The sequence below is a fragment of the Variovorax boronicumulans genome, from assembly GCF_029892485.1.
GTDB lineage: Bacteria > Pseudomonadota > Gammaproteobacteria > Burkholderiales > Burkholderiaceae_C > Variovorax > Variovorax boronicumulans_B.
The window spans coordinates 353,630-377,650 of sequence record NZ_JARXVG010000004.1; the positions used below are offsets into that span (position 1 = coordinate 353,630).

17 protein-coding genes are annotated in these 24,021 nt (G+C 68.8%); 11 read left to right on the forward strand and 6 right to left on the reverse strand.

Features of this window, described 5'->3' with window-relative positions:
* The first annotated feature begins 59 nt into the window (after positions 1 to 59).
* Positions 60 to 941 (forward strand): RNA polymerase sigma-70 factor, encoded by an 882-nt coding sequence (locus tag M2282_RS12135; protein WP_280809033.1) that lies wholly within the window; start codon positions 60 to 62, stop codon positions 939 to 941.
* An 89-nt stretch (positions 942 to 1,030) separates the two neighbouring features.
* Complete coding sequence (locus M2282_RS12140) at positions 1,031 to 1,492, forward strand: carboxymuconolactone decarboxylase family protein (RefSeq protein WP_280809034.1); 462 nt, start codon at positions 1,031 to 1,033, stop codon at positions 1,490 to 1,492.
* Positions 1,493 to 1,495: 3 nt separating this feature from the next.
* On the opposite strand, the gene M2282_RS12145 is transcribed toward M2282_RS12140, so the two are convergent.
* The gene (locus tag M2282_RS12145; RefSeq protein ID WP_280809035.1) at positions 1,496 to 2,632 is read right to left on the reverse strand and encodes a septal ring lytic transglycosylase RlpA family protein; all 1,137 of its coding nucleotides are present in this window, start codon (positions 2,630 to 2,632) and stop codon (positions 1,496 to 1,498) included.
* Positions 2,625 to 5,429 carry a bifunctional [glutamate--ammonia ligase]-adenylyl-L-tyrosine phosphorylase/[glutamate--ammonia-ligase] adenylyltransferase gene (gene glnE, locus M2282_RS12150; protein ID WP_280809036.1) on the reverse strand — a complete coding sequence of 935 codons (2,805 nt, stop codon included), beginning with the start codon at positions 5,427 to 5,429 and terminating at the stop codon, positions 2,625 to 2,627. Before glnE ends, M2282_RS12145 begins: the two co-directional genes overlap by 8 nt.
* A gap of 25 nt (positions 5,430 to 5,454) precedes the next feature.
* Here glnE and M2282_RS12155 point away from each other — a divergent pair, with 25 nt between their 5' ends.
* From M2282_RS12155 to M2282_RS12170, 4 genes are read left to right on the forward strand one after another with little or no spacing between them, the layout of a single operon-like run.
* Positions 5,455 to 9,633, forward strand: coding sequence for a YhdP family protein (locus tag M2282_RS12155; protein WP_280809037.1), 4,179 nt, complete (start codon positions 5,455 to 5,457; stop codon positions 9,631 to 9,633).
* On the forward strand, positions 9,630 to 10,445 hold the full coding sequence (locus M2282_RS12160; protein ID WP_280809038.1) for a carbon-nitrogen hydrolase family protein: 816 nt from the start codon (positions 9,630 to 9,632) through the stop codon (positions 10,443 to 10,445). Before M2282_RS12155 ends, M2282_RS12160 begins: the two co-directional genes overlap by 4 nt.
* Positions 10,446 to 10,447: 2 nt before the next feature.
* The gene (locus M2282_RS12165) at positions 10,448 to 12,490 is read left to right on the forward strand and encodes a two-component system sensor histidine kinase NtrB (RefSeq protein ID WP_280809039.1); all 2,043 of its coding nucleotides are present in this window, start codon (positions 10,448 to 10,450) and stop codon (positions 12,488 to 12,490) included.
* Between the two features lie 31 nt (positions 12,491 to 12,521).
* Positions 12,522 to 13,148, forward strand: a complete 627-nt coding sequence (locus M2282_RS12170; protein ID WP_280809040.1) for a response regulator transcription factor — start codon at positions 12,522 to 12,524, stop codon at positions 13,146 to 13,148.
* 117 nt (positions 13,149 to 13,265) lie between these two features.
* Here M2282_RS12170 and M2282_RS12175 read toward each other — a convergent pair whose 3' ends face one another.
* The 3 genes from M2282_RS12175 to M2282_RS12185 all read right to left on the reverse strand — a co-directional run bounded on the left by M2282_RS12175 (position 13,266) and on the right by M2282_RS12185 (position 14,934).
* Positions 13,266 to 13,832: an OmpA family protein gene (locus tag M2282_RS12175; RefSeq protein ID WP_280809041.1), complete on the reverse strand. Its 567-nt coding sequence runs from the start codon at positions 13,830 to 13,832 to the stop codon at positions 13,266 to 13,268.
* An 81-nt stretch (positions 13,833 to 13,913) separates the two neighbouring features.
* A complete protein-coding gene (locus M2282_RS12180; protein ID WP_042577385.1) occupies positions 13,914 to 14,573 on the reverse strand; it encodes an OmpA family protein in 660 nt (219 codons plus the stop codon).
* A 196-nt stretch (positions 14,574 to 14,769) separates the two neighbouring features.
* The gene (locus M2282_RS12185; RefSeq protein ID WP_280809042.1) at positions 14,770 to 14,934 is read right to left on the reverse strand and encodes a hypothetical protein; all 165 of its coding nucleotides are present in this window, start codon (positions 14,932 to 14,934) and stop codon (positions 14,770 to 14,772) included.
* Between M2282_RS12185 and mltA the strand changes: the two genes are divergently transcribed.
* Together mltA and M2282_RS12195 are read left to right on the forward strand one after the other, a co-directional pair.
* A complete protein-coding gene (gene mltA, locus M2282_RS12190; RefSeq protein ID WP_280809043.1) occupies positions 14,933 to 16,081 on the forward strand; it encodes a murein transglycosylase A in 1,149 nt (382 codons plus the stop codon). The two genes, M2282_RS12185 and mltA, sit on opposite strands and share 2 nt — an antisense overlap.
* 120 nt (positions 16,082 to 16,201) lie before the next feature.
* Positions 16,202 to 18,445, forward strand: coding sequence for a PhoX family protein (locus M2282_RS12195; RefSeq protein WP_280809044.1), 2,244 nt, complete (start codon positions 16,202 to 16,204; stop codon positions 18,443 to 18,445).
* A gap of 35 nt (positions 18,446 to 18,480) precedes the next feature.
* Here M2282_RS12195 and M2282_RS12200 read toward each other — a convergent pair whose 3' ends face one another.
* Positions 18,481 to 18,957 (reverse strand): Lrp/AsnC family transcriptional regulator, encoded by a 477-nt coding sequence (locus M2282_RS12200; RefSeq protein WP_280809045.1) that lies wholly within the window; start codon positions 18,955 to 18,957, stop codon positions 18,481 to 18,483.
* Between the two features lie 105 nt (positions 18,958 to 19,062).
* On the opposite strand from M2282_RS12200, the gene mdeB reads away from it, so the two are divergent.
* The 3 genes from mdeB to M2282_RS12215 all read left to right on the forward strand — a co-directional run bounded on the left by mdeB (position 19,063) and on the right by M2282_RS12215 (position 24,009).
* A complete protein-coding gene (mdeB, locus tag M2282_RS12205; RefSeq protein WP_280809046.1) occupies positions 19,063 to 21,714 on the forward strand; it encodes an alpha-ketoglutarate dehydrogenase in 2,652 nt (883 codons plus the stop codon).
* A 34-nt stretch (positions 21,715 to 21,748) separates the two neighbouring features.
* Positions 21,749 to 22,525 carry a FadR/GntR family transcriptional regulator gene (locus M2282_RS12210; RefSeq protein WP_280809047.1) on the forward strand — a complete coding sequence of 259 codons (777 nt, stop codon included), beginning with the start codon at positions 21,749 to 21,751 and terminating at the stop codon, positions 22,523 to 22,525.
* A gap of 152 nt (positions 22,526 to 22,677) precedes the next feature.
* A complete protein-coding gene (locus M2282_RS12215) occupies positions 22,678 to 24,009 on the forward strand; it encodes an MFS transporter (RefSeq protein WP_432422894.1) in 1,332 nt (443 codons plus the stop codon).
* Positions 24,010 to 24,021 lie beyond the last annotated feature (12 nt).

The window sequence follows — 24,021 nt, forward strand, 5'->3', positions numbered from 1 at the left end:
GGGCGATTTTTTTGGCGGTGCGGTGTCACAACCCTTCGGCGCCAGACGTCTAATCGGGCATGGACGACCCGACCCGCACCTTCGACAGCCACCGTCGCCGCCTGCAGGGCATCGCCTACCGCATGCTCGGTTCCGTTGCCGAGGCCGAAGAGGTGGTTCAAGACGCCTGGCTGCGCTGGCATGAGGCCGACAAGGCCGGTTTCGACAGCGCCGAAGCCTGGCTCGTGACCGTCGTCACGCGGCTGTCGATCGACCGGCTGCGCACCGCCAAGGTCCAGCGCGAACACTACATCGGCGCCTGGATGCCCGAGCCCACGCTGACCGAGTCGCCCGACACGCCGGAGGAGTCGCTCGAGCGCGCCGACAACATCTCCGTCGCCTTCCTCGCCGTGCTCGAACGCCTGGCCCCCGAGGCCCGCGCCGCCTTCCTGATGCGCGAGGTGTTCGACGCCGACTACGACGAAGTGGCCCGCACCCTCGGCAAGAGCGAAGCCGCCTGCCGCCAGCTGGTGCACCGCGCCAAGGCTCAGGTGCAGGACGCCCGCCCGCGCTACCAGGTCTCGCGCGAAACCCACCAGCGCCTGCTGCGCGCCTTCGCCGACGCCGCCGCGCGCGGCAGCATGCAGGACCTGAAGGCGCTGATGACCGAAGAGGTCGAGCTCATCGGCGACGGCGGCGGCAAGGTGCAATCCTTCAGCAAGGTTTTGACCGGCAACCAGCGCCTTGCGCAGCTCTACTACTCGCTCTGGCGCCGCATGGGCCCGGTGGTGCGCATGGAGCTGGTGGACATCAACGGCGAGCCCGGCCTCCTGCGCTTCATCGATGGCGAACTCGAATCGGCGCAGACCTTCGAGATCGAGGAGGAGCGCATCGCGCGCATCCGCGTGCAGCGCAATCCCGACAAGCTCGCCCGTATTGCGCAGCGCTTTGCTTTGAAATAGTTCGCGCGGCATGTCACAGGGCCGATGGCTGGCCCGTCTTCAGTGGGTAGGAAGCAGATTTTTTTCAACCCATCCACTGGAGCCTTCTCATGAACACGACCCCTCGCCTGAACTGGTTCAAGACCATCCCCAAGACCTTCGAAGCCATCCTGGCCGTCAGCGCCAGCATCGACGCGAGCACCGTCGGCAAGACGACGCTCGACTTCGTCTTCGCGCGCGTCTCGCAGATCAACGGCTGCGCCTACTGCCTCGACATGCATGTGCGCGACCTGCGCAAGCAAGGCGAAGGATGGCAGCGCATCAACAGCCTGGCCACCTGGCGCGAAGTGAGCTTCTTCAACGAGCGCGAACGCGCGGCGCTGGCTTGGGCCGAATCGCTCACGCGGCTGGCCGACAGCCATGAGGAGCGCGATGCCGAGTTCGCGGCCCTGAAAGCCCAGTTCAGCGACGTCGAGATCGCCGAACTCACCGTGGCGGTCGCGCAGATCAACACCTGGAATCGCATCAACGTCGGCATGCGCATGCCGGTCGTCGCCAAGCCGCTGGATTGAATTTCAGCGGCGCTCGACCACCATCGGCGAGATGCGCAGGCCCTCGCGCAGCTGCGTGACGGCCTCGCCGGCCTCGCTGCGCGAAGCGAACGGCCCGGCCTGCAGGCGGTGCGTGCCGGCCTCGCTGAACACGCGCAGCTGCGGCGCCAGCGAAGGCAGGCCGCGCGCGGCTTGGCTCAGCAGGCTCTGCGCACCGTCGCGTTCGCGAAAGGCGCCCAGTTGCACCCAGAAACCAGCCACCGCGGCGGAAGACGGCGCGGCAGTTGACGGTGTTACCGGCGTACGTGCCGGCGCGGCGATCGGTGCCATCGGCGCCAGGTCGGTGACCACGATCGGCTGACGCGGCGGCGGTGGGATGTCCGCTTCGACGGTCTGCGCAACGGGCGGTTGTTGCTCCGCGGGCGCCATAACCTGTGTTTGCGGTGCGACGGGCATGGCCGAAGCCTCCGGCGCATTCATCGCCACGGGCGCCACCCAGGCCGAAGGCACCGGTACCGAGGCAGCCGCTGCGCGCGGTGCAGGTGAGGCTGCCGCATACGCGGTCCCCGAATCGCGTCGCCACGCGCCCGTGCGGATGTCCTCGTTGGTGATCCGCTCGATCTCCACCGGCGCCACGCCACGCAGCAGGTCCAGCTTGAGCGCGGCCGTGTAGCTCAGGTCGATGATGCGGCCGTCGACGAAGGGCCCGCGATCGTTCACCCGCACGATCACTTCGCGGCCGTTGGCCGGATTGCGCACCCGCACGTAGCTCGGCAGCGGCAACGTCTTGTGCGCAGCCGTCATTGCGTACATGTCGTAGGGCTCACCGCTGGAGGTCGATGCGGCGTGGAATTTGCGGCCGTACCACGAGGCCAGTCCCGACTCCTGGAACGGCCGGTCGTCGGTGATCGGCTGGTAGCCCCGGCCCAGCACCGTGTAAGGCTTGCTGGTGCCGCCGCTGCCACGGATCGGCTCGATGCGAGGCTCGGCGTCGGGCACACGGTCCAGGTCCGCGGGGATGTTCGTGCCGGGGCCGTCGCGGCCGCTGGCAACACCGCCGCCGCTGCGTGTGCTGCTCGCGCAGCCGGCCAGGAGGACGGCGACGGCGACCGCGCAGGCAGCCAGCGCGGTGGTGGCGTGGGCGCGGGCTTCGTCAGCCAAATACGGCCTTCCACAGCGCCAGCATGGCTTCGCGTTCCGCGGCCAGTGCGGGGGGCGTGACCTGCGTCGGCTCTTCGTTCAGGCGGGCGCGATGCTGCACGCGGCGCAGCTCGCGATAGGCCCGTGCCGCGCTGCGGCCGACGCCTTCGGGCAGCAGCCCCGCCAGTTCGGCGCGCAGCAGCAGCGCGATGTTGCCGACGTTGGGAATCAGCTCGGGATGCTCGGCCGACGACGACAGCACCAGGAACTGCACCGCGAACTCGGCATCGACCATGCCGCCGGGGCTGTGCTTCACGTCGAAGCGGTCGGCCTTCACCGGCCGTGCGCCGCGCAGCTTGTCGCGCATCGCGATGATCTCGGCCTTGAGCGCCTCGCGGTCGCGCGGCGACACCAGCACGGCCTCGCGCACCTGGTCGAAGCGCGCGCCCAGCTCGGCGCCGTGGTCTGCGCTGCCGAGCACGAAGCGCGCGCGCGTCATGGCCTGATGCTCCCAGGTCCATGCGGTGTTGCTGCCGCGCCGGAGCTGGTACTTCTCGTAGGCCTCGAAGCTGGTGGTGAGCAGGCCCGAGTTGCCGTTGGGCCGGAGCGCCGTGTCGATCTCGAAGAGGTCGCCTTCGCGCGTCTTCACCGTGAGCCAGTTGATCAGCTTGCGCACATAGGCCGCATAGACCTCGCCGGCGCGCTCGTCGTCATCGTCGTAGACGAACACGATGTCCAGGTCGCTGCCATAGCCCAGCTCTTTGCCGCCCAGCTTGCCGTAGCCGATGATCGCGAACTGCGGCACCTCGCGATGGGGGTTGCGCACATGCGGCCAGCACCAGCGGGCGGTCACGCGCAGCGTGGTGTCGGCCAGCGCGCTCAGGTCGTCGGCCACCTGCTCGACGGTGATGCGGCCATCCACGTCGCGCGCCAGGGTGCGGAACACCTCGGCATGGTGGGCATGGCGCAGCAGGTTCAACAGGCGCTCTTCGTCGGCTTCGCCGGTGCGGGTGAGCGAGGCGTGGCGTGCCTCCAGCTCGCGCTCGAATTCGTCGGCCACGAAGCGGCCGGACAGCATCTCGTCGCTCGCCAGCTCGTCGATCACGCCGGGGTGCTGCATCAGGTAGCGCGCGGGCCACTTCGCGGCGCCCAGGAGGCGCAGCAGGCGCTCCTGCACGGCAGGCCGCTCGACCAGCAACGCGAGATAGCTCTCGCGGCGCATCAGCGGCTCGATCCAGTCGGCCCAGCGCATGGCGGCATCCACATGGCGCGGCGTCTGCCCCGGGCCATCGCCATCGGGCTCCTTCAGCCACTGGCCGGTGCGCTGCACCAGCTGGCGCAGCCGTCCGCGCGTTTCTTCGCGCAGCGCAAGCACGCGCGGCGTTTCGCACCAGTCGCGGATGCGCTCGGCAAAAACGGGCGGCAGGTCGTCGAGCAGGTCGGCCAGATCGGCGGGCGTTGCGGCTTTCTTGCCGCTGCATTTGCCGTTGCAGGGCTTCTCGCCGCCGAGCAGCTTGTCGAATTCCTGCGCGACGAATTCCCGGTGGGTGTCCAGCTGCGCGAGGAAGGGGCAGCAGTCGGCGTAACCCATCGACTGCGCGATCCAGCGCAGGTCGTCGTCGGCCACCGGCAGCACGTGGGTCTGCTGGTCGTCCAGGTACTGGATGCGGTGCTCGACGCGGCGCAGGAACTCGTAGGCCAGCGCCAGCGCATCGGCGGTTTCCTGCGGCATCAGGTTGGCGCGTGCCAGGCGCTGCAGCGCATCGAGCGTGGGCCGCGTGCGCAGCTCGGGGAACTGGCCGCCCCGCACCACCTGCAGGAGCTGCACGGTGAATTCGATCTCGCGGATGCCGCCGCGCGAGAGCTTCACGTCGTTCGCGCGCTCGGGCCGGCCGGCGCTGCGGCGCGCCGACTGCTCGCGAATCTGCCGGTGCAGCGTGCGCAGCGAATCGAACACGCTGTAGTCCAGGTAGCGGCGGAACACGAAGGGCAGCACCGCACCGCGCAGGCCCTGCGCGTGGCCGCCGAGCACGATGTCGCGCGGCGCCACCACGCGGCTCTTCATCCACGCGAAGCGCTCCCACTCGCGGCCCTGCACCTGGAAATACTCTTCGAGCGCATCGAGCGAGACCACGCTCGGCCCCGAGTTGCCGTTGGGCCGCAGGGCCAGGTCGACGCGGAACACGAAGCCGTGCTCAGTGGTGTCGCCCACCAGTGCATAGATGCGCTTCACCGCGCGAGAGAAGTACTCCTGGTTCGCGAGACGGCCGCGGCCATCGGCATCGCCTTGGGTTTCGCCGTCGAGGTCGTACAGGTAGATGAGGTCGATGTCGCTCGACACATTGAGCTCGCGCGCACCGAGCTTGCCCATGCCGATGATCCAGAGCTGCGCGCGCTGGCCGTCGGGGCCGAGCGGCGCGCCATGCACCGCATCGAGCTCGTGGCAGGCATCGGCACAGGCGATGTCCAGTGCGAATTCGGCCAGCTCGGTGACCGCGGTGGTCACCACGGCGAGGGGGGCCTGCTGGTCGCAATCGAGCGTGACCAGCCGCTCCATCACCAGCTGCCTGACAATGCGCAAGGCATCGCCCACCGCGTCACCGCGCTGGCGCAATGCCTCGAAGGCCACGGCCATCGAGTCGCGCCGCGGCTCGCCCGGGGGAAGCAATGCAAGCTCGGCCGCATACCTGCGTCGCAGGCGCTGGACGAAACGGGAGTAGGAAGAGAACGCGATCTGCGCGTCCGGTGTCGAAGTGGCTGGCAACTGGTTCACACTGCTATCGGTTTCCGTGGAACCCCTCTGAATGCTGGCGGTCATAATTCCCGACACAGCGCGATCCTCAATGAACGACACGGCGTCTACCCCTTCACGTCTGCTCAAAATCACCGCTGTGACGGCGCGTTGGCTGTTGGGTTTGCTGATCGCCGCATGGCTTCTGCTGGCGCTGTCAGTCGTTGTCCTACACGCGTGGATTGTGCCGCGAATCGGCGATTTTCGCGGCGCTCTGGAAGCACAGGCTAGCAAGGCCATCGGCGTGCCGGTGCGCATCGGCTCTATCACCGCCCGCCCCGAGGGGCTTTTCCCCGCCTTCGAACTGCGCGACGTGGTGCTGCAGGACGCAGACAAGCGCGAGGCCCTTCGCCTCGTGCGCGTGGTGGCCAGCGTGTCGCCGCGCTCGCTCTGGCGACTCAATTTCGAGCAGCTCTACGTCGAGGGTCCGCAGCTGGACGTGCGCCGCGATGCTCAGGGAAAACTCCATGTGGCTGGATTGCACATGGACACCGATACCACCGGAGAGACCCGCGCCGCCGACTGGTTTTTTGCGCAGCGCGAGCTGGTCATCGAAGGCGGCACCGTGCGCTGGACCGACGAGCAGCGCCAGGCCGAGCCGCTCCTTCTGACCGATGTGCGCTTCGTCGCACGCAACGGCGGCCGCCGCCACGGCATGCGCCTGGATGCCACGCCGCCTGAGGGCTGGGGCCAGCGCTTCACGCTGCGCGGGCAGTTCCGCCAGCCGCTGCTGTCGGTGCGCACCGGCCGCTGGCAGACCTGGGACGGCCAGATCTACGCCGACCTGCCCTACATCGACGTCACCCGCCTGGGGCGCTACGTCTCGCTCGACGCGCGCATCCGCGAAGGCAACGGCGCGGTGCGCCTCTGGGCCGATGTGGAAGACGGCCAGCTCGTGGGCGGCGCAGCCGACCTGGGGCTCAATCGCGTCGATGCCTCGCTCGGCAAGGGGCTGCAGCCGCTGGTTCTGCGCTCGGTCACCGGGCGCCTGGCAGGCCAGCTGAACAAGGACACCCTCGAGTTTTCGACCACCGCGCTGCAGTTCGACACCTCCGACGGCATGCGCTGGCCCGGCGGCAACCTCTGGATGCAGCACACGCCAGCCAAGGGCCGCACGCCGGAGAAGGGCGCCTTGCGCGCCGACCGGCTCGACCTGGCCGCGCTGGCGCTCATCGCCGACCGGCTGCCGCTGGGTGAAGCCACGCACCGCGTGCTCGACAGCTACGCACCGCGCGGGCTGGTCGAGCACATCGACCTGAGCTGGCAGGGCTCGCTGGGCGCGCCCGACACGTACAAGGCGCGCGGCCGCGTGAGCGGCCTGCGCGTCGCCTCGCAGCCGGCAGAGGCGCCAGCACCGACGCCGACGCCCGCCAACCCGCCCTCCACTACGGCATCCGCCGCAACACCCCCTCGCGCCCACCCCGGCACCCCCGGCCTGAGCGGTGCCACCGTCGACTTCGACGCGACCCAGACCGGTGGCACGGCCGCGCTGGCCATTGCGCAGGGCACGCTCGAATTCCCCGGCGTGTTCGAGGAGCCCGTCATCCCCATCGACCGGCTCGCGACCCAGCTCCAGTGGAAGCTCGACAACGGCAACGCACAGGTACAGGTCGCCAAGCTGCGCTTCGCCAACACCGACGCCGAGGGCGATGCCGAGGCCACATGGCGCACCAGCGACCCGGCCGTCTCCAGCGGCAAGGGCCGCTTCCCCGGCGTGCTCGACCTGCAGGGCAAGCTCACCCGCGCCGATGGCACGCGCGTGTTTCGCTACCTGCCGCTCGACATTCCCCAGCACACGCGCGACTACGTGCGCGATGCCGTCACCAAGGGCACCGCCAGCATCGTCGATTTCCGCGTGCGCGGCGACCTGCACGACATGCCGTTCAAGGACCCGAAGCTGGGTGACTTCCGCATTGCGGCCAAGGTGGCGGATGTCAACTACGCCTATGTGCCGCCTTCGCTCGCAGCCACGTCGTCGCGCAGCGCAGCGCCCGCCCTGGTGTGGCCGGCACTCACCGGCCTTTCGGGCGAACTGGTGTTCGAGCGCGACAGCATGCTGGTTCGCAACGCGCGCGGCCGCCTGGTCGGCGCCACCGGTGTCGAGGTGACCAAGGGCGAGGCGCAGATTCCCGAGCTGTCGCACCACGCGCAGGTGCTGCGCGTCGATGTGCAGGCCAAGGGCCCGCTCGGCGAGGTGTTGCGCGTGGGCGCGCCGCTGGCCGGCGAGACGGGCGAGATCATGCGCACCGCGCGCGCCACCGGCTCGGCCGACTACAAGCTGCATCTGGAGCTGCCGCTCGCGGCCATGGACAACGCCAAGGTGCAGGCCAGCGTCGCGCTGGCCGACAACGAACTGCAGTTCGTGCCCGAGGCGCCGTCGCTCACCCACGCCAAGGGCACGCTGAACTTCACCGAAACCGGCTTTGCACTGTCCGGCGTGCAGGCCAGGCTGCTCGGTGGCGACATCCGCATCGAAGGCAAGGGCCGCTTCACCGGCCCCAACCGCGAAGTCGCGCTGAAGGCGCAGGGCACGGCCACCGCCGAGGGCCTGCGCGGTGCGCGCGAGGCCGAGTGGCTGGCGCGCATTGCCGGCAAGGCCACCGGCAGCACGCCGTACGCGGCCGCGTTCTCGGTGCGCGACGGCGCCTCCGAACTCCTGCTGACGAGCAACCTGCAAGGCATGGCCCTGCAACTCCCCACACCGCTCGTGAAGACCGCCGAGGAGCAGATGCCGCTGCGCATCGAGAAGAAGGTGCTCGCGCGCGAAACGCGGCAGGGCGCCACCGTCGCCACGCAGGACCAGCTCTCGCTGGAGCTGGGGCGCATCGGCGCGGCGCAGTTCGTGCGCGACATCTCGGGCGCCGAGGCGCGCGTGCTGCGCGGCAGCATCGGCGTCGGCCTTGCGGGGGGCGAGACCGCGGGTCTGCCCGACAAGGGCGTCTCGGCGAACGTCAACGTGGCCAAGCTCGACATCGCCGCCTGGGACGCCCTCCTGGGCTCCGCTGCGAGCAGCAGCCCCGCGCCCGAAGCCGCGGGCACGGGGGGCGGGACGGGTGCCGAAGACCCCGCGCAGGCCTACCTGCCCTCGCGCGTCGCGGTGCGTGCGCAGGAGCTGGGCATTGCCGGCCGCACCCTGCACAACGTGGTGCTGGGCGGCACGCGCGAGGGCGCGCTGTGGCGCGCCAACATCGACGCCACCGAACTCAGCGGCTATGCCGAATACCGCCACACGCAGGCCGGCCGGCTCTATGCGCGGCTCGCGCGGCTGAAGATCGCGCCGTCCGAGGCCACCCAGGTCGAGGCCATGCTCGACGAGCAACCCGGCACGCTGCCCGCCCTGGACATCGTGATCGACGATTTCGAGTTGCTCGGCAAGCGCCTGGGCCGCGCCGAGATCGATGCGGTCAACCGCGGCGGCGCGGGCCGCGAGTGGCTGCTCAACAAGCTGGCCTTCACCATGCCCGAGGCCAGCTTCGCGGCCAAGGGCACCTGGGCCGCGATCCCCGGCGCCGGTGCCGGCCAGCGCCGCACGGCCATGACCTTCAAGCTGGACATCGCCGATGCCGGCGACCTGCTCGCGCGCTTCGGCATGCCCGGCGTGCTGCGGCGCGGCAAGGGGCGGCTCGAGGGCGACGTCAACTGGCGCGGCTCGCCGTTCTCGCTCGACTATCCGAGCCTGGGCGGACAGCTGCAGGTCGATGTGGAATCGGGCCAGTTCCTCAAGGCCGACCCGGGGCTGGCCAAGCTGCTCGGCGTGCTGAACCTGCAGGCGCTGCCGCGCCGGCTCACGCTCGATTTCCGCGACCTGTTCAGCCAGGGCTTCGCCTTCGACTTCATCCGCGGCGACGCGAAGATCAACAAGGGCATCGCGAGCACCAACAACCTGCAGATGAAGGGCGTCAATGCCGCGGCGCTGATGGACGGCTCGGCCGACATCGTGCGCGAGACGCAGAACCTGCGCGTGGTGGTGGTGCCCGAGATCAACGCCGGCACTGCCGCGCTGGTGGCCACCGCCATCAACCCGGCCATTGGCCTGGGCACCTTCCTTGCCCAATGGGTGCTGAGCAAGCCGCTCTCCGCTGCCGCCACACAGGAGTTCCACATCGAGGGCACCTGGGCCGACCCCAAGATCGCCAAGGTGCCGCGCACACTGCAGCTGCAGCCCACCCTGCCGGGCCAGGGCGGTTCATCGGCCGCCGAAGAAGGCAGGAAAACGGAGACCACGCAATGAAAGTCGCAGCCATCCAGATGGTGTCGGCCATCGCCCGCGAAGCCAACCTCGCGCGCGCCCACGATCTGCTCGCACAGGCCGCCGCGGCGGGCGCCGAGCTCGCGGTGCTGCCCGAGTATTTCTGCATGATGGGCGCGCGCGACACCGACAAGCTGGGCCTGCGCGAGACGGCCGGCGCGGGCACGGTGCAGGGATTCCTCGCCGATGCGGCGCGCGAGTTCGGCCTGTGGATCGTGGGCGGCACGCTGCCCATCGAGAGCGCCGATGCCGGGCACGTCTTCAACAGCTCGCTGGCCTTCTCGCCCGAAGGAAAGTGCGTGGCGCGCTACGACAAGATCCACCTGTTCTTCTTCGACAACGGCACCGAGCGCTACGACGAGCGCCGCGTCATCGCGCCGGGCGCCACGCCGGTCGTGTTCGACCTGCCCTCGCGCGACGGCCACAACTGGCGCATCGGCATGAGCGTCTGCTATGACCTTCGCTTTCCCGAGCTGTACCGCGCGCTCGCCAAACAGGGTGCCGACCTGCTGCTGGTGCCCAGCGCCTTCACCCGCACCACAGGCGCCGCCCACTGGGAGGTGCTGCTGCGCGCCCGCGCCATCGAGAACCTCGCCTGGGTGGTGGCGCCCGCGCAGGGCGGCACGCATGAAAACGGCCGCCAGACCTGGGGCCAGTCGCTCGTCATCGACCCTTGGGGCACGGTGGTGGCGCAGCAGGCCAGCGACGAGGGCGTGGTGCTGTTCGACATCGACGCCAGGCAGATCGAGCGCACGCGCGCGCAGCTGCCCGTGCTGTCGCACTGCGTTCTCTAGCAATGTCCGATGCGCTGCTGACCGTCGCCCCGCAGCGGTGGGCGCGTTCCGCGTACGGGCGCCTGCGCTCGCTGTGGCAGCGCTGGTTCCTGTGGCTGCTGATGGCCGTGCTGGTGTCGGTGCTCCTGGTCACGGTGGTGTGGCTCGCGGGGCGGCACGAGGTCGAGCAGGTGCAGGCCCAGCTCGACCGTGACACCGCCGATGCCGTCTCCGACCTGCGCAGCGGCTTCCAGCGCAATGCGCAGAGCCTGCGCGCCACGCATGCGCCGGGCACCGGGCCCGCGCAATGGAACGAAGCGGCCGCCGCCCTGCTGCGCGAACACCGCGAGTGGCTGCGGCTCGAATGGCGCGACGCCGGCCTGCGGCCGCTCGAAGCGGTCAACACGCCCTACCGCATGCGCCTCCTCGAGGAGGCCAGCCGCGGCCCCGAGCAGTCCGACGTGACGCTGGCCTGCGCGGCCGCGCGCAAGCTCGGTGCGGGCGCGTATTCGCCGAGCCACTACGTGCCGATCGCGGGCGGCGGCGGTATCGAGGTGATGGAGTTCTGCGTGCCGATCGACGGCGGCGGCTTCCTCGTGGCGAGCTATTCGCTGCGCGATGCGCTCATCGAGCTGATCGGCCCCACGCTCACGCGCGGGCAGGAGGTGGCGTTCACCGAGGCCGACGGCACGCGGCTGGTGGCGCTCGGCAGCTCGCGCCGCGTCGGCACGCGCGTGTTCACCTCGCAGCAGCTGATCGACCTGCCGGGCGCCGCACTGATGCTGCGCGTGGACGGCTGGCGCGCCGCCCCCGACCTGTTCCCGAACATGCTCACCGCGCTGGTCACCGCAATCTCCATCGCGCTGGTGTCGGTGCTGGTGCTGCTCGCGCGCGACACGCGGCGGCGGCTGCGCGCCGAGCGCGACCTGGCCGATGCGCTCGCCTTCCGCAAGGCGATGGAAGACTCGGTCATCACCGGCCTGCGCGCACGCGACCTGCAGGGGCGCATCACCTACGTGAACCCCGCCTTCTGCGAGATGGTGGGCTTCAGCCCCGAAGAGCTCATGGCCGACAACGCCGACGCGCCTTACTGGCCCACCGAGCTCGCACATGAGTACCAGCAGCGCCAGGCGCGGCGCCTGGCCGGCGGCATGCCGCCGCGCGAAGGCTTCGAATCGGTCTTCATGCGCAAGGACGGCACGCGCTTTCCGGTGCTGATCTTCGAGGCGCCGCTCATCAACGCGCACCGCGTGCAGACCGGCTGGATGAGCGCGTTCATCGATGTGAGCGAGCAGCGCCGCATCGAAGAGCTTTCGCGCGCGAGCCAGGAGCGCCTGCAGGCCAGCGCGCGGCTCGCGACGGTCGGCGAGATGGCATCGCTGCTGAGCCACGAACTCACGCAGCCGCTGGCCGCGATTGCCAGCTACGCAAGCGGCTCGCTCAACCTGCTCGGTCCGAATGCGAAAGGCGACCAGGGCGAGGTCGCGATGGCCGTGCGGCGGATTGCCGAGCAGGCCGACCGCGCGGGCCAGGTGATCCGCAGCGTGCACGACTTCGTGCGCCGGCGCGACCGCACGCGCGAGGCCGTCGCGCCGCAGGCGCTGATCGATGCGGTGCTGCCGCTGGTGCGGCTTCAGGCGCGCAAGCTCGGCGTGATCATCGAAGTGGTGCTCGAAGACCGGCTGCCCGCGGCCATGTGCGACCGCACGCTGGTCGAGCAGGTGCTGCTCAACCTGGCGCGCAATGCGATGCAGGCGATGGACAGCCCCGACAACATCGGCAGCCGCGTGCTGCGGCTGCGCGTGGCGCGCGCCGTGGCGGTGGGCGGCACCGGTGCCGATGACGCGCGCCGCTGGCTCGAGTTCTCGGTGGCCGATCTGGGCTGCGGCATCAGCGAAGAGGTTGCCGAACGGCTCTTCACGCCCTTCTTCACCACGCGCGCCGACGGCATGGGGCTGGGCCTGAGCCTCTGCCGCACGGTGGTGGAACAGCACGGCGGCGCCTTGATGTTCGAGGCCAACCGGCCGCGCGGCACCGTGTTTCGCTTCACCTTGCCGAGCACCTGACTCGCACCCGATTCTTGCTTCTGGAATTGATATGCAACCGCTGATCGATGGACTCATCTATATCGTCGACGACGACGCCAGCGTGCGCGAGGCGCTGGCCTGGCTGCTGCGCTCGCGCCGGCTGGCCAGCGAGCATTTCGGCAGCGCCGAGGCCTTCGAGCAATTGCTTGCGCAAGGCCCGCTGCCGGATCAGCCGCGCTGCCTGCTGCTCGATGTGCGCATGCCCGGCACCAGCGGGCTCGTGCTGTTCGACCGGCTGGCCGAGCGTGGCCTGCTGGATGCGATGCCGGTGATCTTTCTCACCGGCCATGCGGACGTGCCGACGGCGGTCGATGCCGTCAAGCGCGGTGCCTTCGATTTCTGCGAGAAGCCGTTCTCGGACAACGCGCTGGTCGACCGCATCGAGCAGGCGCTCGGTGCATCGCTGCGGGCGCTCGAGGTGCAGAGCGTGCGCCGCAGCCTCGCCGGGCGCATCGCCGAACTCACGGACCGCGAGCGCGACGTGATGCGGCTCGTGGTCGAGGGACTGCCGAACAAGCTGATCGCCGACCAGTTGGCGATAAGCGTGCGCACGGTGGAAGTCCACCGGGCGCGTGTGTTCGAGAAGATGGAAGTGAAGTCGGCGGTCGAGCTTGCCAACCGCCTGAGAGACCTTTAGCGCACGGGCGGCTCCCGCCTTTCAGGGAAACACCGCGGAACCGGCTTTGCCGGGCCGCAGGTGTTGCCCCCTGGAAGGGGGTTGGCGAAGCGACACGAAGTGCGCGAAGACTGGGGGTCAGGCTTTCTCTGCCACGTAGATTTCGACGCGGCGGTTTTGTGCGCGGCCGGCTGCGGTGCCGTTGTCGGCCAGCGGTTCGCGCGAGCCACGGCCGTCGGTCGTGATCGCGGTGGTCGACACGCCGCGGCCCACCAGGTGGTTGCGCACGCTGTCGGCACGGCTCACCGAGAGGCGCTCGTTGCCTTCCTCGCTGCCCGTGGCGTCGGTGTGCCCGACCACGCGCACGCTGGCGGCGGTGGCGGTCTTCAGGCCTTCGGCGACCTTGTCGAGCACCTGCGCGAGGTTGCGCTTGACGTTGGCGCGGCCCGTGTCGAACGACAACTCATTCGGAATGACCAGGTGCAGCTGGTTGTCGGCGGTCTGCTCGATCACCACGCCCGTGCCCTTGGTCGATGCTTCCAGGTCGGTCTTCAGTGCGGCCAGGCGCGCTGTCCAGCTGTTGGCGGGCGCTGCCGGCTGAGCGGCCGCTGCGGGTGCCGGCGGCGGTGCGGACTGCGAAGCGCAACCTGCAATGAACATCAACGCAGCCGCTGCTGCTGCACCCGAGACAAGAAGCTTCCTCATGAGTTTTCCCTCTGTATGAACCATTGAAAAGATGACGGGAACCGGCCGTTCGATGCGGCCGGTTTTCCCGCTGGGCGTGGCTTAGCCGCGCGGGCCGCGCTCACCCACGTAGATTTCGACGCGGCGGTTCTGCGCACGGCCGGCGTCGGAGTTGTTGTCGGCGACCGGCTCGTGCGAGCCGCGGCCTTCGATGCGGAAGGCCGCCGCGTTCACGCCGCGTGCCACCAGGTAGTCGCGCGTGCTGGTGGCACGGTCGACCGACAGCGGGTTGTTGATGGCGTCCGAACCGGTGCTGTCGGTGTGGCCGATGATGCGCACCTCGGCGTTCGGGTTGTTGCGCAGGCCGCTGGCGAACTGGTCGAGCACCGGTGCGAAGTTCGGCTTGATGTTGGCGCGGCCCACGTCGAACGACACGTCGCTCGGAATGGCGAGCTTCAGCTCGTTGTTCTGGGTCTGGGTCACGGCGACGCCGGTGCCCTGCGTGGCGGCTTCCATCTGGCGCTTCTGGTTTTCCATGCGCTGCGACCACAGGTAGCCGCCGAGCGCGCCGGCTGCCGCGCCGACCACCGCGCCCGTGCCGATGGCACCGCGGTTGCCGCCGGTGGCCGAGCCGATGGCGGCGCCGCCCAGTGCGCCGATGCCGGCACCGATGCCGGTGTTGCGCTGGGTGTCTGTCATGCCGCCGGCGCAGCCGGACAGGACGATGGCGGTGGCGCAGGTGGCGAGTACGAATTTTTTCATGGCGAATCCCTTTCGATGTTGATCAAGCGGGCCGAGCTTAGCCCCGGGAGCGTACGCGATGGTACGAGTTCAAGGCCCTATGGAAAATAAGAAAACCTTCGCCGTTCCCCGTGGATGCTGCGATGATTGCTACTAAAGTAATAGCTACGAGGCGCTTCTCCGACACCGGTGTGCGGCAGCGGGCTACACAAGCAATTCACGATTTCGGCGGCGGGCGCCGATCATCGGACGTGCGATCGGCTTCGGGCTCGGCATCGTTGCTGTGCAATTCGCCTTTGTCGCGACCGGAAAACATGGTCCACCAGATGATCAAGATGAACACGAGTCCCGCAGCGAGGGCTTCAAGCAGAATCAAACCCATGAGAAATGGACTCCAGTGGCTGGTCGGGCTTGCGATCGTAGCAACGCTCGCCGGCTGTTCCGTCGGCCCCCGCGTGCCCGACGCACCCACCCGGCCTTCCGCCACCCCGCCGCGCGACCTCGGACCGCTGACCGGCTCGCTCGCGCACCCCAAGAGCCGCTGGGTGCCCGTCGGCTGGGCGGAGCTTCCGGGCTTCGGCGAAGACCCGTTGCACGAAGCCTGGATCGCGCTGCTGGCCAACTGCTCGCGCCCCAACGCCGCCTTCGCGCCGCTGTGCCGCGATGTGCGCCAGCTGGCCATCGCCACTCCCGAAGAGCAGCGCCAGTGGATGACCGACCGGCTGCAGCCCTACCGCGTCGAATCGCTCGCGGGCCAGAGCGAAGGCAAGCTCACCAGCTACTACGAGCCGGTGTACGAAGCCTCCCGCGTCCCCAGCGCCACCTTCAGCGTGCCGATCTATCAGGCGCCCGAGGGCCTGGTGCCCAAGCGCCCCTGGTACACACGCCAGGAAATCGAAACCCTGCCCGAAGCGCAGGCCGCGCTGCGCGGCCGCGAGATCGCGTGGATGGCCGACCCCATCGATGCGCTGATGCTGCACATCCAGGGCTCGGGTCGCCTGCGCATCACCGAGGCCAACGGCTACCAGCACACCGTGCGTGTGGCCTTCTCGGCCACCAACGAACAGCCTTACCGCAGCGTGCAGCAGTGGCTCATGAGCCAGGGCGTGAGCAAGGTCGGCAAGTGGCCCGACGACACCAAGGCCTGGGCCATGCAGAACCCGCAGCGCGTGCCGCAGCTTCTCTGGAGCAATCCGCGCTACGTGTTCTTCCGCGAGGAAACGATGAGCGAGGTCGATGCCGCCTTCGGTCCGCGCGGCGCGCAGGGCGTGCCGCTCACGGCGGGGCGCTCGATCGCCGTCGACCGCGAGAGCATTCCGTACGGCACGCCGGTGTGGCTCGCATCGAGCGGGCCGGCGGCGCAGCTGCAGAAGCTGGTGGTGGCGCAGGACACCGGCAGCGCGATCCTCGGCGCGGTGCGTGCGGACTACTTCGCAGGCACCGGTCCCGAAGCGGGGCGGCTGGCTGCGAGCGTGAACCAGCCGTTGCGCCTGTGGGCGCTGTGGCCGAGGCAGCTGTCCGCGCCTTGAAGGAAGCGTCGCGCTGGAACAAATGCACCTGACCAGAGGCTGAGCATTTCACGGAGGTGTCATGCGAAGTGCCTAACTTCGCGGGTTGATTTCCTTTTCAACCCACGAAAGAAATTGCGCATGACCGCAGACACCCGTTCCGACGAATCCGGAATCGATCTCGACGATATCGGCACCAACCCCACCGCCAACCCTTCGTTCTCCGACCTGATCGCCTCGCGCCTGAGCCGCCGCAGCCTGTTCGGCCTGGGCGTGGGTACCGCCGGCACGGCGCTGCTGCAGGCCTGCGGCGGCGGTGGCGGCGGGGGCACCAGCTTTCCCATCCTGCCGCCCGCACCCGCGCCAGCACCGGCGCCTGCGCCTGCGCCCGCACCTGCTCCCGGGACAGCCCCGCTCAAGCTCGACTTCAATGCCGTGGCCAAGAGCCTGGACGACGTGGTGAGCGTGCCCGCCGGCTACACCGCCAGCGTGCTGTACCGACTGGGCGATCCCATCGCCTCGGGCGTGGCCGCGTACAAGAACGACGGCACCGACGACGCCACCACCTATGACCGCCGCGCCGGCGACCATCACGACGGCATGACCTTCTTCGGCGCCAACGCATCGAACAAGTGGGACCCGGCCAACGCATCGCGCGGCCTGCTCGTGATGAACCACGAAGCCATCACGCCGCTGTTCCTGCACCCCACCGGCCAGACGGTGGTGGGCGGCGTTCGCACCGTGGCCGACGAAGTGCTGCGCGAGTTCTACCTGCACGGCGTGAGCGTGATCGAGGTCAACAAGAGCGGCAACGCCTGGAGCTACAAGCAGGATTCGAGCTTCAACCGCCGCGTCCACACGCTGACCGAGATGGCCTTCTCGGGCCCGGCCGCCAAGACCGACTACCTGAAGACCAGGTACTCCACCGACGGCAGCAAGACCCGCGGCACGCTCAACAACTGCGCCAACGGCACCACGCCCTGGGGCACGTACCTGACCTGCGAAGAGAACTGGGCCGGGTACTTCCGCCGCATCAAGGCGAACGACGATCCCAAGCGCAGCGCCAAGGAAATCGCCAGCTTCAACCGCTACGGCGTCGCCAGCACCGGCCGCGAACTCTGGGCCACCGTCACGCCCGACACCGCCGACAACCTCTACGGCCGCTGGAACACCGAGGTCATCGGCGCCACCGCGACCGACGACTTCCGCAACGGCGCCAACACCTACGGCTGGGTGGTCGAGATCGATCCCTTCACCCCCGCCAGCACGCCCAGGAAGCGCACCGCGCTCGGCCGCTTCGGCCATGAGGGCGCCTGCCTCGGCCCGGTCGCGGTCGGCAAGCCGCTGGTCTGGTACATGGGCGACGATTCGCAGAACGAGTACCTCTACAAGTTCGTCTCGACGAAGGCCTGGGACGCGGCCGACATCGGCGGCGGCATCGCGGCCGGCGACAAGTACATGGACGACGGCAAGCTCTACGTCGCCCGCTTCAACGCCGACGGCACGGGCAATTGGCTCGAACTGAAGCTGGGCGTGAACAACATCACCGCGGGTTACGCCGGCTACGCGTTCGCCGACGCGGCCGACGTCGTGATCAACGCACGCCACGCCGCCGATGCGGCCGGCGCCACCAAGATGGACCGGCCCGAATGGACGGCCGTGAATCCGAAGAACGGCGAGGTGTACCTCACGCTGACGAACAACGCGGCACGCACGATCAATGGCACCGACGCCGCCAACCCGCGCTTCTACAACGACCCGAAGGGCCCGGCGCAGACCGCGCAGAAGGGCAACCCGAACGGCCACATCGTCCGCTTCGCCGACACCGCCGGCGACCCGGCTGCCGTGACCTTCAAGTGGGACGTCTACCTGTTCGGTGCACGCTCCACCGCATCGGCCGACGTGAACCTCTCGGCCCTGGCTGCCGACAACGATTTCTCCAGCCCCGACGGCATGTGGTTCAGCCATGCCGCGCCCGGCCTGCTGTGGCTGGAAACCGACGACGGCAAGTACACCGACGTGACCAACTGCATGCTGCTGGCGGCACTGCCGGGCAAGGTCGGCGACGGCGCGGCCAAGACCATCACCAACGTCGATGGCCCCACCACCGCGACACAGGCAACCTTTGTCGGCAAGGCACCCGGCACCGACGGCCTGCGCCGCTTCCTGGTCGGTCCGAAAGACTGCGAGATCACCGGCATTGCCGAGTCGGGCGACGGCCGCGCGCTGTTCGTGAACATCCAGCACCCGGGCGAGACGACCCCGGCCGCCAACATCGGCGACCCGTCGAAGTTCGGCAGCCACTGGCCCGAAGGCGGCACGGCGCGCCCGCGCTCGGCCACGGTGGTCATCACGAAGAACGACGGCGGCCTGATCGGCCTCTGAGTTCCTCGGCCCCCGGGCCAAGCCTGGGGGCGTGCCTAGTTCAAAGGCGCTGCCGGCAACGGCAGCGCCGTCTTGTATCGCACCTGCTTGAGCGCAAAGCTCGAGCGGATCTTCTCGATCCCCGGAATCGGCGTGAGCTGTTCCATGATGAACCGCTCCAGCGCCGCCATGTCGGCCACGGCGATGCGGATCAGGTAGTCGCTGTCGCCGGTCATCAGATAGCACTCCATCACCTCGTCGTGCTCGGCGATGCGTTGCTCGAAATCGGCGAGCGACTGCTTGCTCTGCGTGGTGAGGCTGATCGAGATGAACACGTTGAGTCCGAGGCCCAGCGCCTTCGCACTCGCGAGCGCCACGTAGCGGTCGATCACGCCGTTCGCTTCGAGCACCTTCACGCGCGCCAGGCACGGCGAGGGCGACAGGTGCACGCGGCGCGCCAGTTCCACATTCGACAGCGCGCCGTCGCGTTGCAGCTCGTCGAGAATGCGCAGGTCGATGGCATCGAGTTGCATGAAATGCTTCGGAATCAAGAGATGGCGGAATTTTATGCCGCGACACCGGCGTGGGCTTGCCGGTGCCAGTAGCTAATTTTCCGCATGCCGGCTTAAAGTGCCGTCATGAACGCCCCGATTTCCGCCGACCAGATGCGCGCGCTGCTGCTCGACAGCCCGATGTCGCATGACCCCGATCCCGCAGAGACCGCCGAATGGCGCGACGCCTTCCTGGCGCTGGCGCAAACGCACGGCCCGCAGCGCGCGCGCCAGATGCTGGTCGAACTGGCCCGCCTCGCGCGGCAGCAACGCATCGGCTGGCAGCCCGAGCTGGCAACGCCTTACGTCAACACCATCGCCGCCGAAGACCAGCCGCCGTTCCCGGGCGACCTCGCGGTGGAAGAGCGCCTGGCTTCGCTGATGCGCTGGAATGCGCTCGCGATGGTGGCCAAGGCCAATCAGGCGTATGGCGAGCTCGGCGGGCACATCGCGAGTTATGCGAGCGCGGCCGACCTGTTCGAGACGGGCTTCAACCACTTCTTCCATGCGCGCAGCGAGCAGCATCGTGGCGACCTCGTGTTCTTCCAGCCGCACAGCGCGCCCGGCGTCTATGCGCGTGCGTTCCTCGAAGGCCGCTTGAGCGAAGAAGACCTGAAGCACTACCGCCAGGAACTCACCGCGCCGGCCTTCACGGAAGGTAGCGGCGCGCGGGGCCTCAGCAGCTATCCGCATCCGTACCTGATGCCGGACTTCTGGCAGTTCCCCACCGGCTCGATGGGCATCGGCCCGATCAGCTCGATCTATCACGCGCGCTTCATGCGCTATCTCACGCACCGCAACCTCCTGAACTGCGAGGGGCGCAAGGTCTGGGGCGTGTTCGGCGACGGCGAGATGGACGAGCCCGAATCGATGAGCGCCTTGACGCTCGCTGCGCGCGAGAAGCTCGACAACCTCGTGTGGGTCGTCAACTGCAACCTGCAGCGCCTGGACGGCCCGGTGCGCGGCAACGGCCGCATCATCGACGAGCTCGAGAAGCTCTTCGCCGGGGCAGGATGGAACGTCGTCAAGCTCGTGTGGGGCAGCGACTGGGACGGCCTCTTCGCGCAGGATGTGAGCGGCGCCCTGGCCCGTGTGTTCGCCAACACCGTCGACGGCCAGATGCAGACCTTCGCCGCGAAGGACGGCCGCTTCAACCGCGACAACTTCTTCGGCCAGAACCCCGAACTCGCGCGCCTGGCCGAAGGCATGACCGACGAGCAGATCGACCGCCTGAAGCGCGGCGGCCACGACTTGGTGAAGATCCATACCGCCTACGCCGCGGCGGCCAAGCACAAGGGCCAGCCCACCGTGATCCTCGCCCACACCAAGAAGGGCTACGGCATGGGCAGCGCCGCGCAGGGCAAGATGACCACGCACTCGCACAAGAAGATGGGCGACGTGGACCTCATCGAATTCCGCGACCGCTTCAACCTGCCGCTCACCGATGCGCAAGCCACCGCGATGGACTTCTACCGCCCCGCCGAAGACAGCGCCGAGATGCGCTATCTGCGCCAGCACCGCGAAGCGCTCGGCGGCGCCATGCCGCGCCGCGAGACCGCGTGCGAGGTGGTGCCCAAGCCCGACATCGCGAGCTACGCGCAGTTCGCCACCGCCGCGGCCGGCAAGGAGATGAGCACCACCATGGCGTTCGTCCGCATGCTGGGCAACCTCATGAAGGACAAGGCGCTCGGCCCGCGCATCGTGCCCATCGTGGCCGACGAGGCGCGCACCTTTGGCATGGCCAACCTGTTCAAGCAGGTGGGCATCTATTCGAGCGTGGGCCAGCGCTATGCACCCGAAGACATCGGCTCGGTGCTCAGCTACCGAGAAGCCACCGACGGGCAGATTCTCGAAGAGGGCATCAGCGAAGCCGGCGCCATCGCGAGCTGGACGGCCGCGGCCACCAGCTACAGCGTGCATGGCCTGGCGATGCTGCCGTTCTACATCTACTACTCGATGTTCGGCTTCCAGCGCGTGGGCGATGCCATTTGGGCCGCAGCCGACCAGCGTGCGCGCGGCTTCCTGCTCGGCGCCACCTCGGGCCGCACCACGCTCGGCGGCGAGGGCCTGCAGCACCAGGACGGCAGCAGCCACCTCGTGGCCGCGACCATCCCGAACTGCAAGGCCTACGACCCGGCTTATGCGGGCGAGATGGCGGTGATCGTCGATGCCGGCATCCGCGAAATGATGGTCGAGCAGAAGGACGTTTTCTATTACGTCACGCTCATGAACGAGAACTACGCGCAGCCTGATGTGCCGCAGGGTGCGGAAGGCGACATCCTGCGCGGGTGCTATCGCTTCGGCGTCTACCCGCCCACTTCGGGCAAGGCGAAGAAGAAGGTCACGCTGATGGGCTCGGGCGCGATCCTCACTGAGGTCGTGAAGGCCGCCCAACTGCTGGCCGAAGAGGGCATCGAGGCCGAGGTGTTCAGCGTCACGAGCTGGAGCGAGCTCGCGCGTGATGGCCTGGCGTGCGAGCAGCGGGCCATCGCCGGCGAAGAAGCCGGCGTGCCGTTCATCGCGCAGCAGCTCGGCGCCGGCAAGGGCCCGATCGTCGCGGCCACCGACTATGTGCGCGCCGTGCCCGAGAGCGTGCGCGCCTTCCTCCCCGAAAGCCGCCGCTACCTCACGCTCGGCACCGACGGCTTCGGCCGCAGCGACACGCGTGCGGCATTGCGTTCGTTCTTCGGCGTGGACGCGGTGAGCATCGCGCGGGCTGCGCGGTACGCGCTGGGCTGAGCCCGGGCAGGCCTGCGTTAGAGTCGCGCGGTTCATGACCGCCCGCTTCCAATCCCTCACCCCCACCGTCCGCCTGGCCGACCAGGTGGCCGATGCGCTTGCGGCCGAGGTGCGCAGCGGGCGGCTGTCCGAAGGCGACCGGTTGCCGACCGAGGCGGTGCTCGCCGAGCAGTTCGGCGTGAGCCGCACCGTGGTGCGCGAGGCGGTCTCGCGGCTCAAGTCTCTGGGGCTCGTGGATTCGCGCCAGGGCAGCGGCGTGTACGTGCGTGCCGCGGGCGTCGAGCCGCTGCGCTTCGAGATGCCGCACGTCGCATCGCGCGAAGCGGTGATCCAGATGGTCGAGCTGCGCCGTGCGCTCGAAGCCGAGGTCGCCGCGCTCGCCGCCGAACGCCGCACCCCTGAAGACGTGCAATGCATCCGCGACGCCATCGACGCGCTGCATGCCGCGGTGGCAGCCGGCGGCAATGGGGCCGACGAAGACGTGCGCTTTCACCGCGCCATCGCCGAGGCCGCGCGCAACCCCTTCCTGATCGGCACGCTGCAATACCTGCGGCAGTTCCTGCACGGCGCCACGCGCGTCACCCGCGCCAACGAGGCGCGCCGCGCGGACTTCGCGCGCGAGGTCGCACAGGAGCACGCACAGATCGTCGAAGCCATCGAGGCCGGCAATGCGCTCCGCGCCCGCGAGGCCGCCAAGTCCCACATGGACAACGCGATCCGCCGCATCGAGCAGGCCGATCCGGCCTTCTGGCAGCAGGAAGGCGCGCAACTCGCGCGGCCGCTGGTCGAAGGCTGGCCCGCGGGCCAATAGGAAACGAGGTGTGATTCGAGGGTTTACCCGGTTCGGGGAAGTTGGTTCAGATTTGTATGATGACCTGACAAATCTAGAGGCGGCCGCGCTTTCATGGCGACGGGACGACCTCGCTTCTTCCTCATCCAAAGCTGCAAGCGGACCTCCCTGTCATGACTCCAACCCTCCAGGCCGGCGCGCCCTCGGCCATGGCCGGCCTCCCCGCCGACACCGCACTTGAGAAGCGCACCTATTCCAAGGTCTTCTGGCGCCTCGTTCCCTTCCTGATGCTCTGCTACGTGGTCGCTTACCTCGACCGGGTGAACGTCGGCTTCGCCAAGCTGCAGATGGGGCAGGACCTGGGCTTCAGCGAAACGGTGTTCGGCCTGGGCGCGGGCATCTTCTTCCTCGGCTACTTCCTCTTCGAGGTGCCGAGCAACCTGCTTCTGAACCGCGTGGGCGCCCGCATGTGGATCGCGCGGATCATGATCACCTGGGGCATCCTCTCCGCCTGCTTCGTGTTCGTCGAAACACCCACCAGCTTCTACATCCTGCGGTTCCTGCTCGGCGTGGCCGAGGCGGGCTTCTATCCCGGCGTGATCCTCTACCTCACCCAGTGGTACCCCTCGCACCGGCGCGCGCGGATCATCGCGGTCTTCATGTCGGCGATTCCGGTGGCGGGCATCTTCGGCAATCCGCTGTCGGGCTGGATCATGGACGCCTTCCATGGTGTCTCGTCGATGCACGGCTGGCAGTGGATGTTCATCATCGAAGCCGTTCCCGCGGTGCTCGTGGGCGTGATGGTTCTCTTCTACCTGGACAACGGCATCCAGCAGGCGCGCTGGCTCTCGCCCGAGGAAAAGGCCTTGCTCCAGCGCGAGGTCGAGCGCGACCAGGCGCACGGCGCCAAGGGCCCGCACTCGGTGGCCGCGGTGTTCCGCGATGCGCGCGTGTGGTGGATGGCGCTGATCTACTTCGCCTTCGTCATGGGCCAGTACGCGTTGACCTTCTGGCTGCCCACGCTGGTGAAGGCCACGGGCGTGCAAGGCAACTTCAACATCGGCTTGCTGAGCGCGATTCCGTTCGTCTGCGCGATCGTCGCGATGAACCTCTTCGGCCGCAGCGCCGACCGCCGGCAGGAGCGCCGCTGGCATCTGATCGTGCCCGCGATGATGGGCGCGGTGGGCTTCACCGTGGCCGCCTCGTACACGCAGAACACGGCCGTGTCGCTCGCATTCCTGTCGCTTGCCGCGGCCGGTGTGCTGACCTGCGCGCCGCTCTTCTGGTCGCTGCCCACGGCCTTCCTCTCGGGCACGGCCGCAGCGGCCGGCATCGCGGCCATCAATTCGGTGGGGAACCTCGCGGGCTTCGTGAGCCCCTACCTCATCGGCTACCTCAAGGACCTCACGGGCAGCACGCAGATCGGCATGTACGTGCTGGCCGCTGCGCTGGTGCTCGGAGCCATCGGCGTGTGGCTCACGCCCAAGCAACTCGTCAATCGCTGAACGGAGAACCCG

What these genes read in the sequence shown, in the direction of transcription:
- M2282_RS12135 (WP_280809033.1), top strand. Translation starts at nt 60, where the DNA reads ATGGACGACCCGACCCGCACCTTCGACAGCCACCGTCGCCGCCTGCAG.
- M2282_RS12140 (WP_280809034.1), top strand. Translation starts at nt 1,031, where the DNA reads ATGAACACGACCCCTCGCCTGAACTGGTTCAAGACCATCCCCAAGACC.
- glnE (WP_280809036.1), bottom strand. Translation starts at nt 5,429, where the DNA reads ATGACCGCCAGCATTCAGAGGGGTTCCACGGAAACCGATAGCAGTGTG.
- M2282_RS12155 (WP_280809037.1), top strand. Translation starts at nt 5,455, where the DNA reads ATGAACGACACGGCGTCTACCCCTTCACGTCTGCTCAAAATCACCGCT.
- M2282_RS12160 (WP_280809038.1), top strand. Translation starts at nt 9,630, where the DNA reads ATGAAAGTCGCAGCCATCCAGATGGTGTCGGCCATCGCCCGCGAAGCC.
- M2282_RS12165 (WP_280809039.1), top strand. Translation starts at nt 10,448, where the DNA reads ATGTCCGATGCGCTGCTGACCGTCGCCCCGCAGCGGTGGGCGCGTTCC.
- M2282_RS12170 (WP_280809040.1), top strand. Translation starts at nt 12,522, where the DNA reads ATGCAACCGCTGATCGATGGACTCATCTATATCGTCGACGACGACGCC.
- M2282_RS12175 (WP_280809041.1), bottom strand. Translation starts at nt 13,832, where the DNA reads ATGAGGAAGCTTCTTGTCTCGGGTGCAGCAGCAGCGGCTGCGTTGATG.
- M2282_RS12180 (WP_042577385.1), bottom strand. Translation starts at nt 14,573, where the DNA reads ATGAAAAAATTCGTACTCGCCACCTGCGCCACCGCCATCGTCCTGTCC.
- mltA (WP_280809043.1), top strand. Translation starts at nt 14,933, where the DNA reads ATGAGAAATGGACTCCAGTGGCTGGTCGGGCTTGCGATCGTAGCAACG.
- M2282_RS12185 (WP_280809042.1), bottom strand. Translation starts at nt 14,934, where the DNA reads ATGGGTTTGATTCTGCTTGAAGCCCTCGCTGCGGGACTCGTGTTCATC.
- M2282_RS12195 (WP_280809044.1), top strand. Translation starts at nt 16,202, where the DNA reads ATGACCGCAGACACCCGTTCCGACGAATCCGGAATCGATCTCGACGAT.
- M2282_RS12200 (WP_280809045.1), bottom strand. Translation starts at nt 18,957, where the DNA reads ATGCAACTCGATGCCATCGACCTGCGCATTCTCGACGAGCTGCAACGC.
- mdeB (WP_280809046.1), top strand. Translation starts at nt 19,063, where the DNA reads ATGAACGCCCCGATTTCCGCCGACCAGATGCGCGCGCTGCTGCTCGAC.
- M2282_RS12210 (WP_280809047.1), top strand. Translation starts at nt 21,749, where the DNA reads ATGACCGCCCGCTTCCAATCCCTCACCCCCACCGTCCGCCTGGCCGAC.
- M2282_RS12215 (WP_432422894.1), top strand. Translation starts at nt 22,678, where the DNA reads ATGACTCCAACCCTCCAGGCCGGCGCGCCCTCGGCCATGGCCGGCCTC.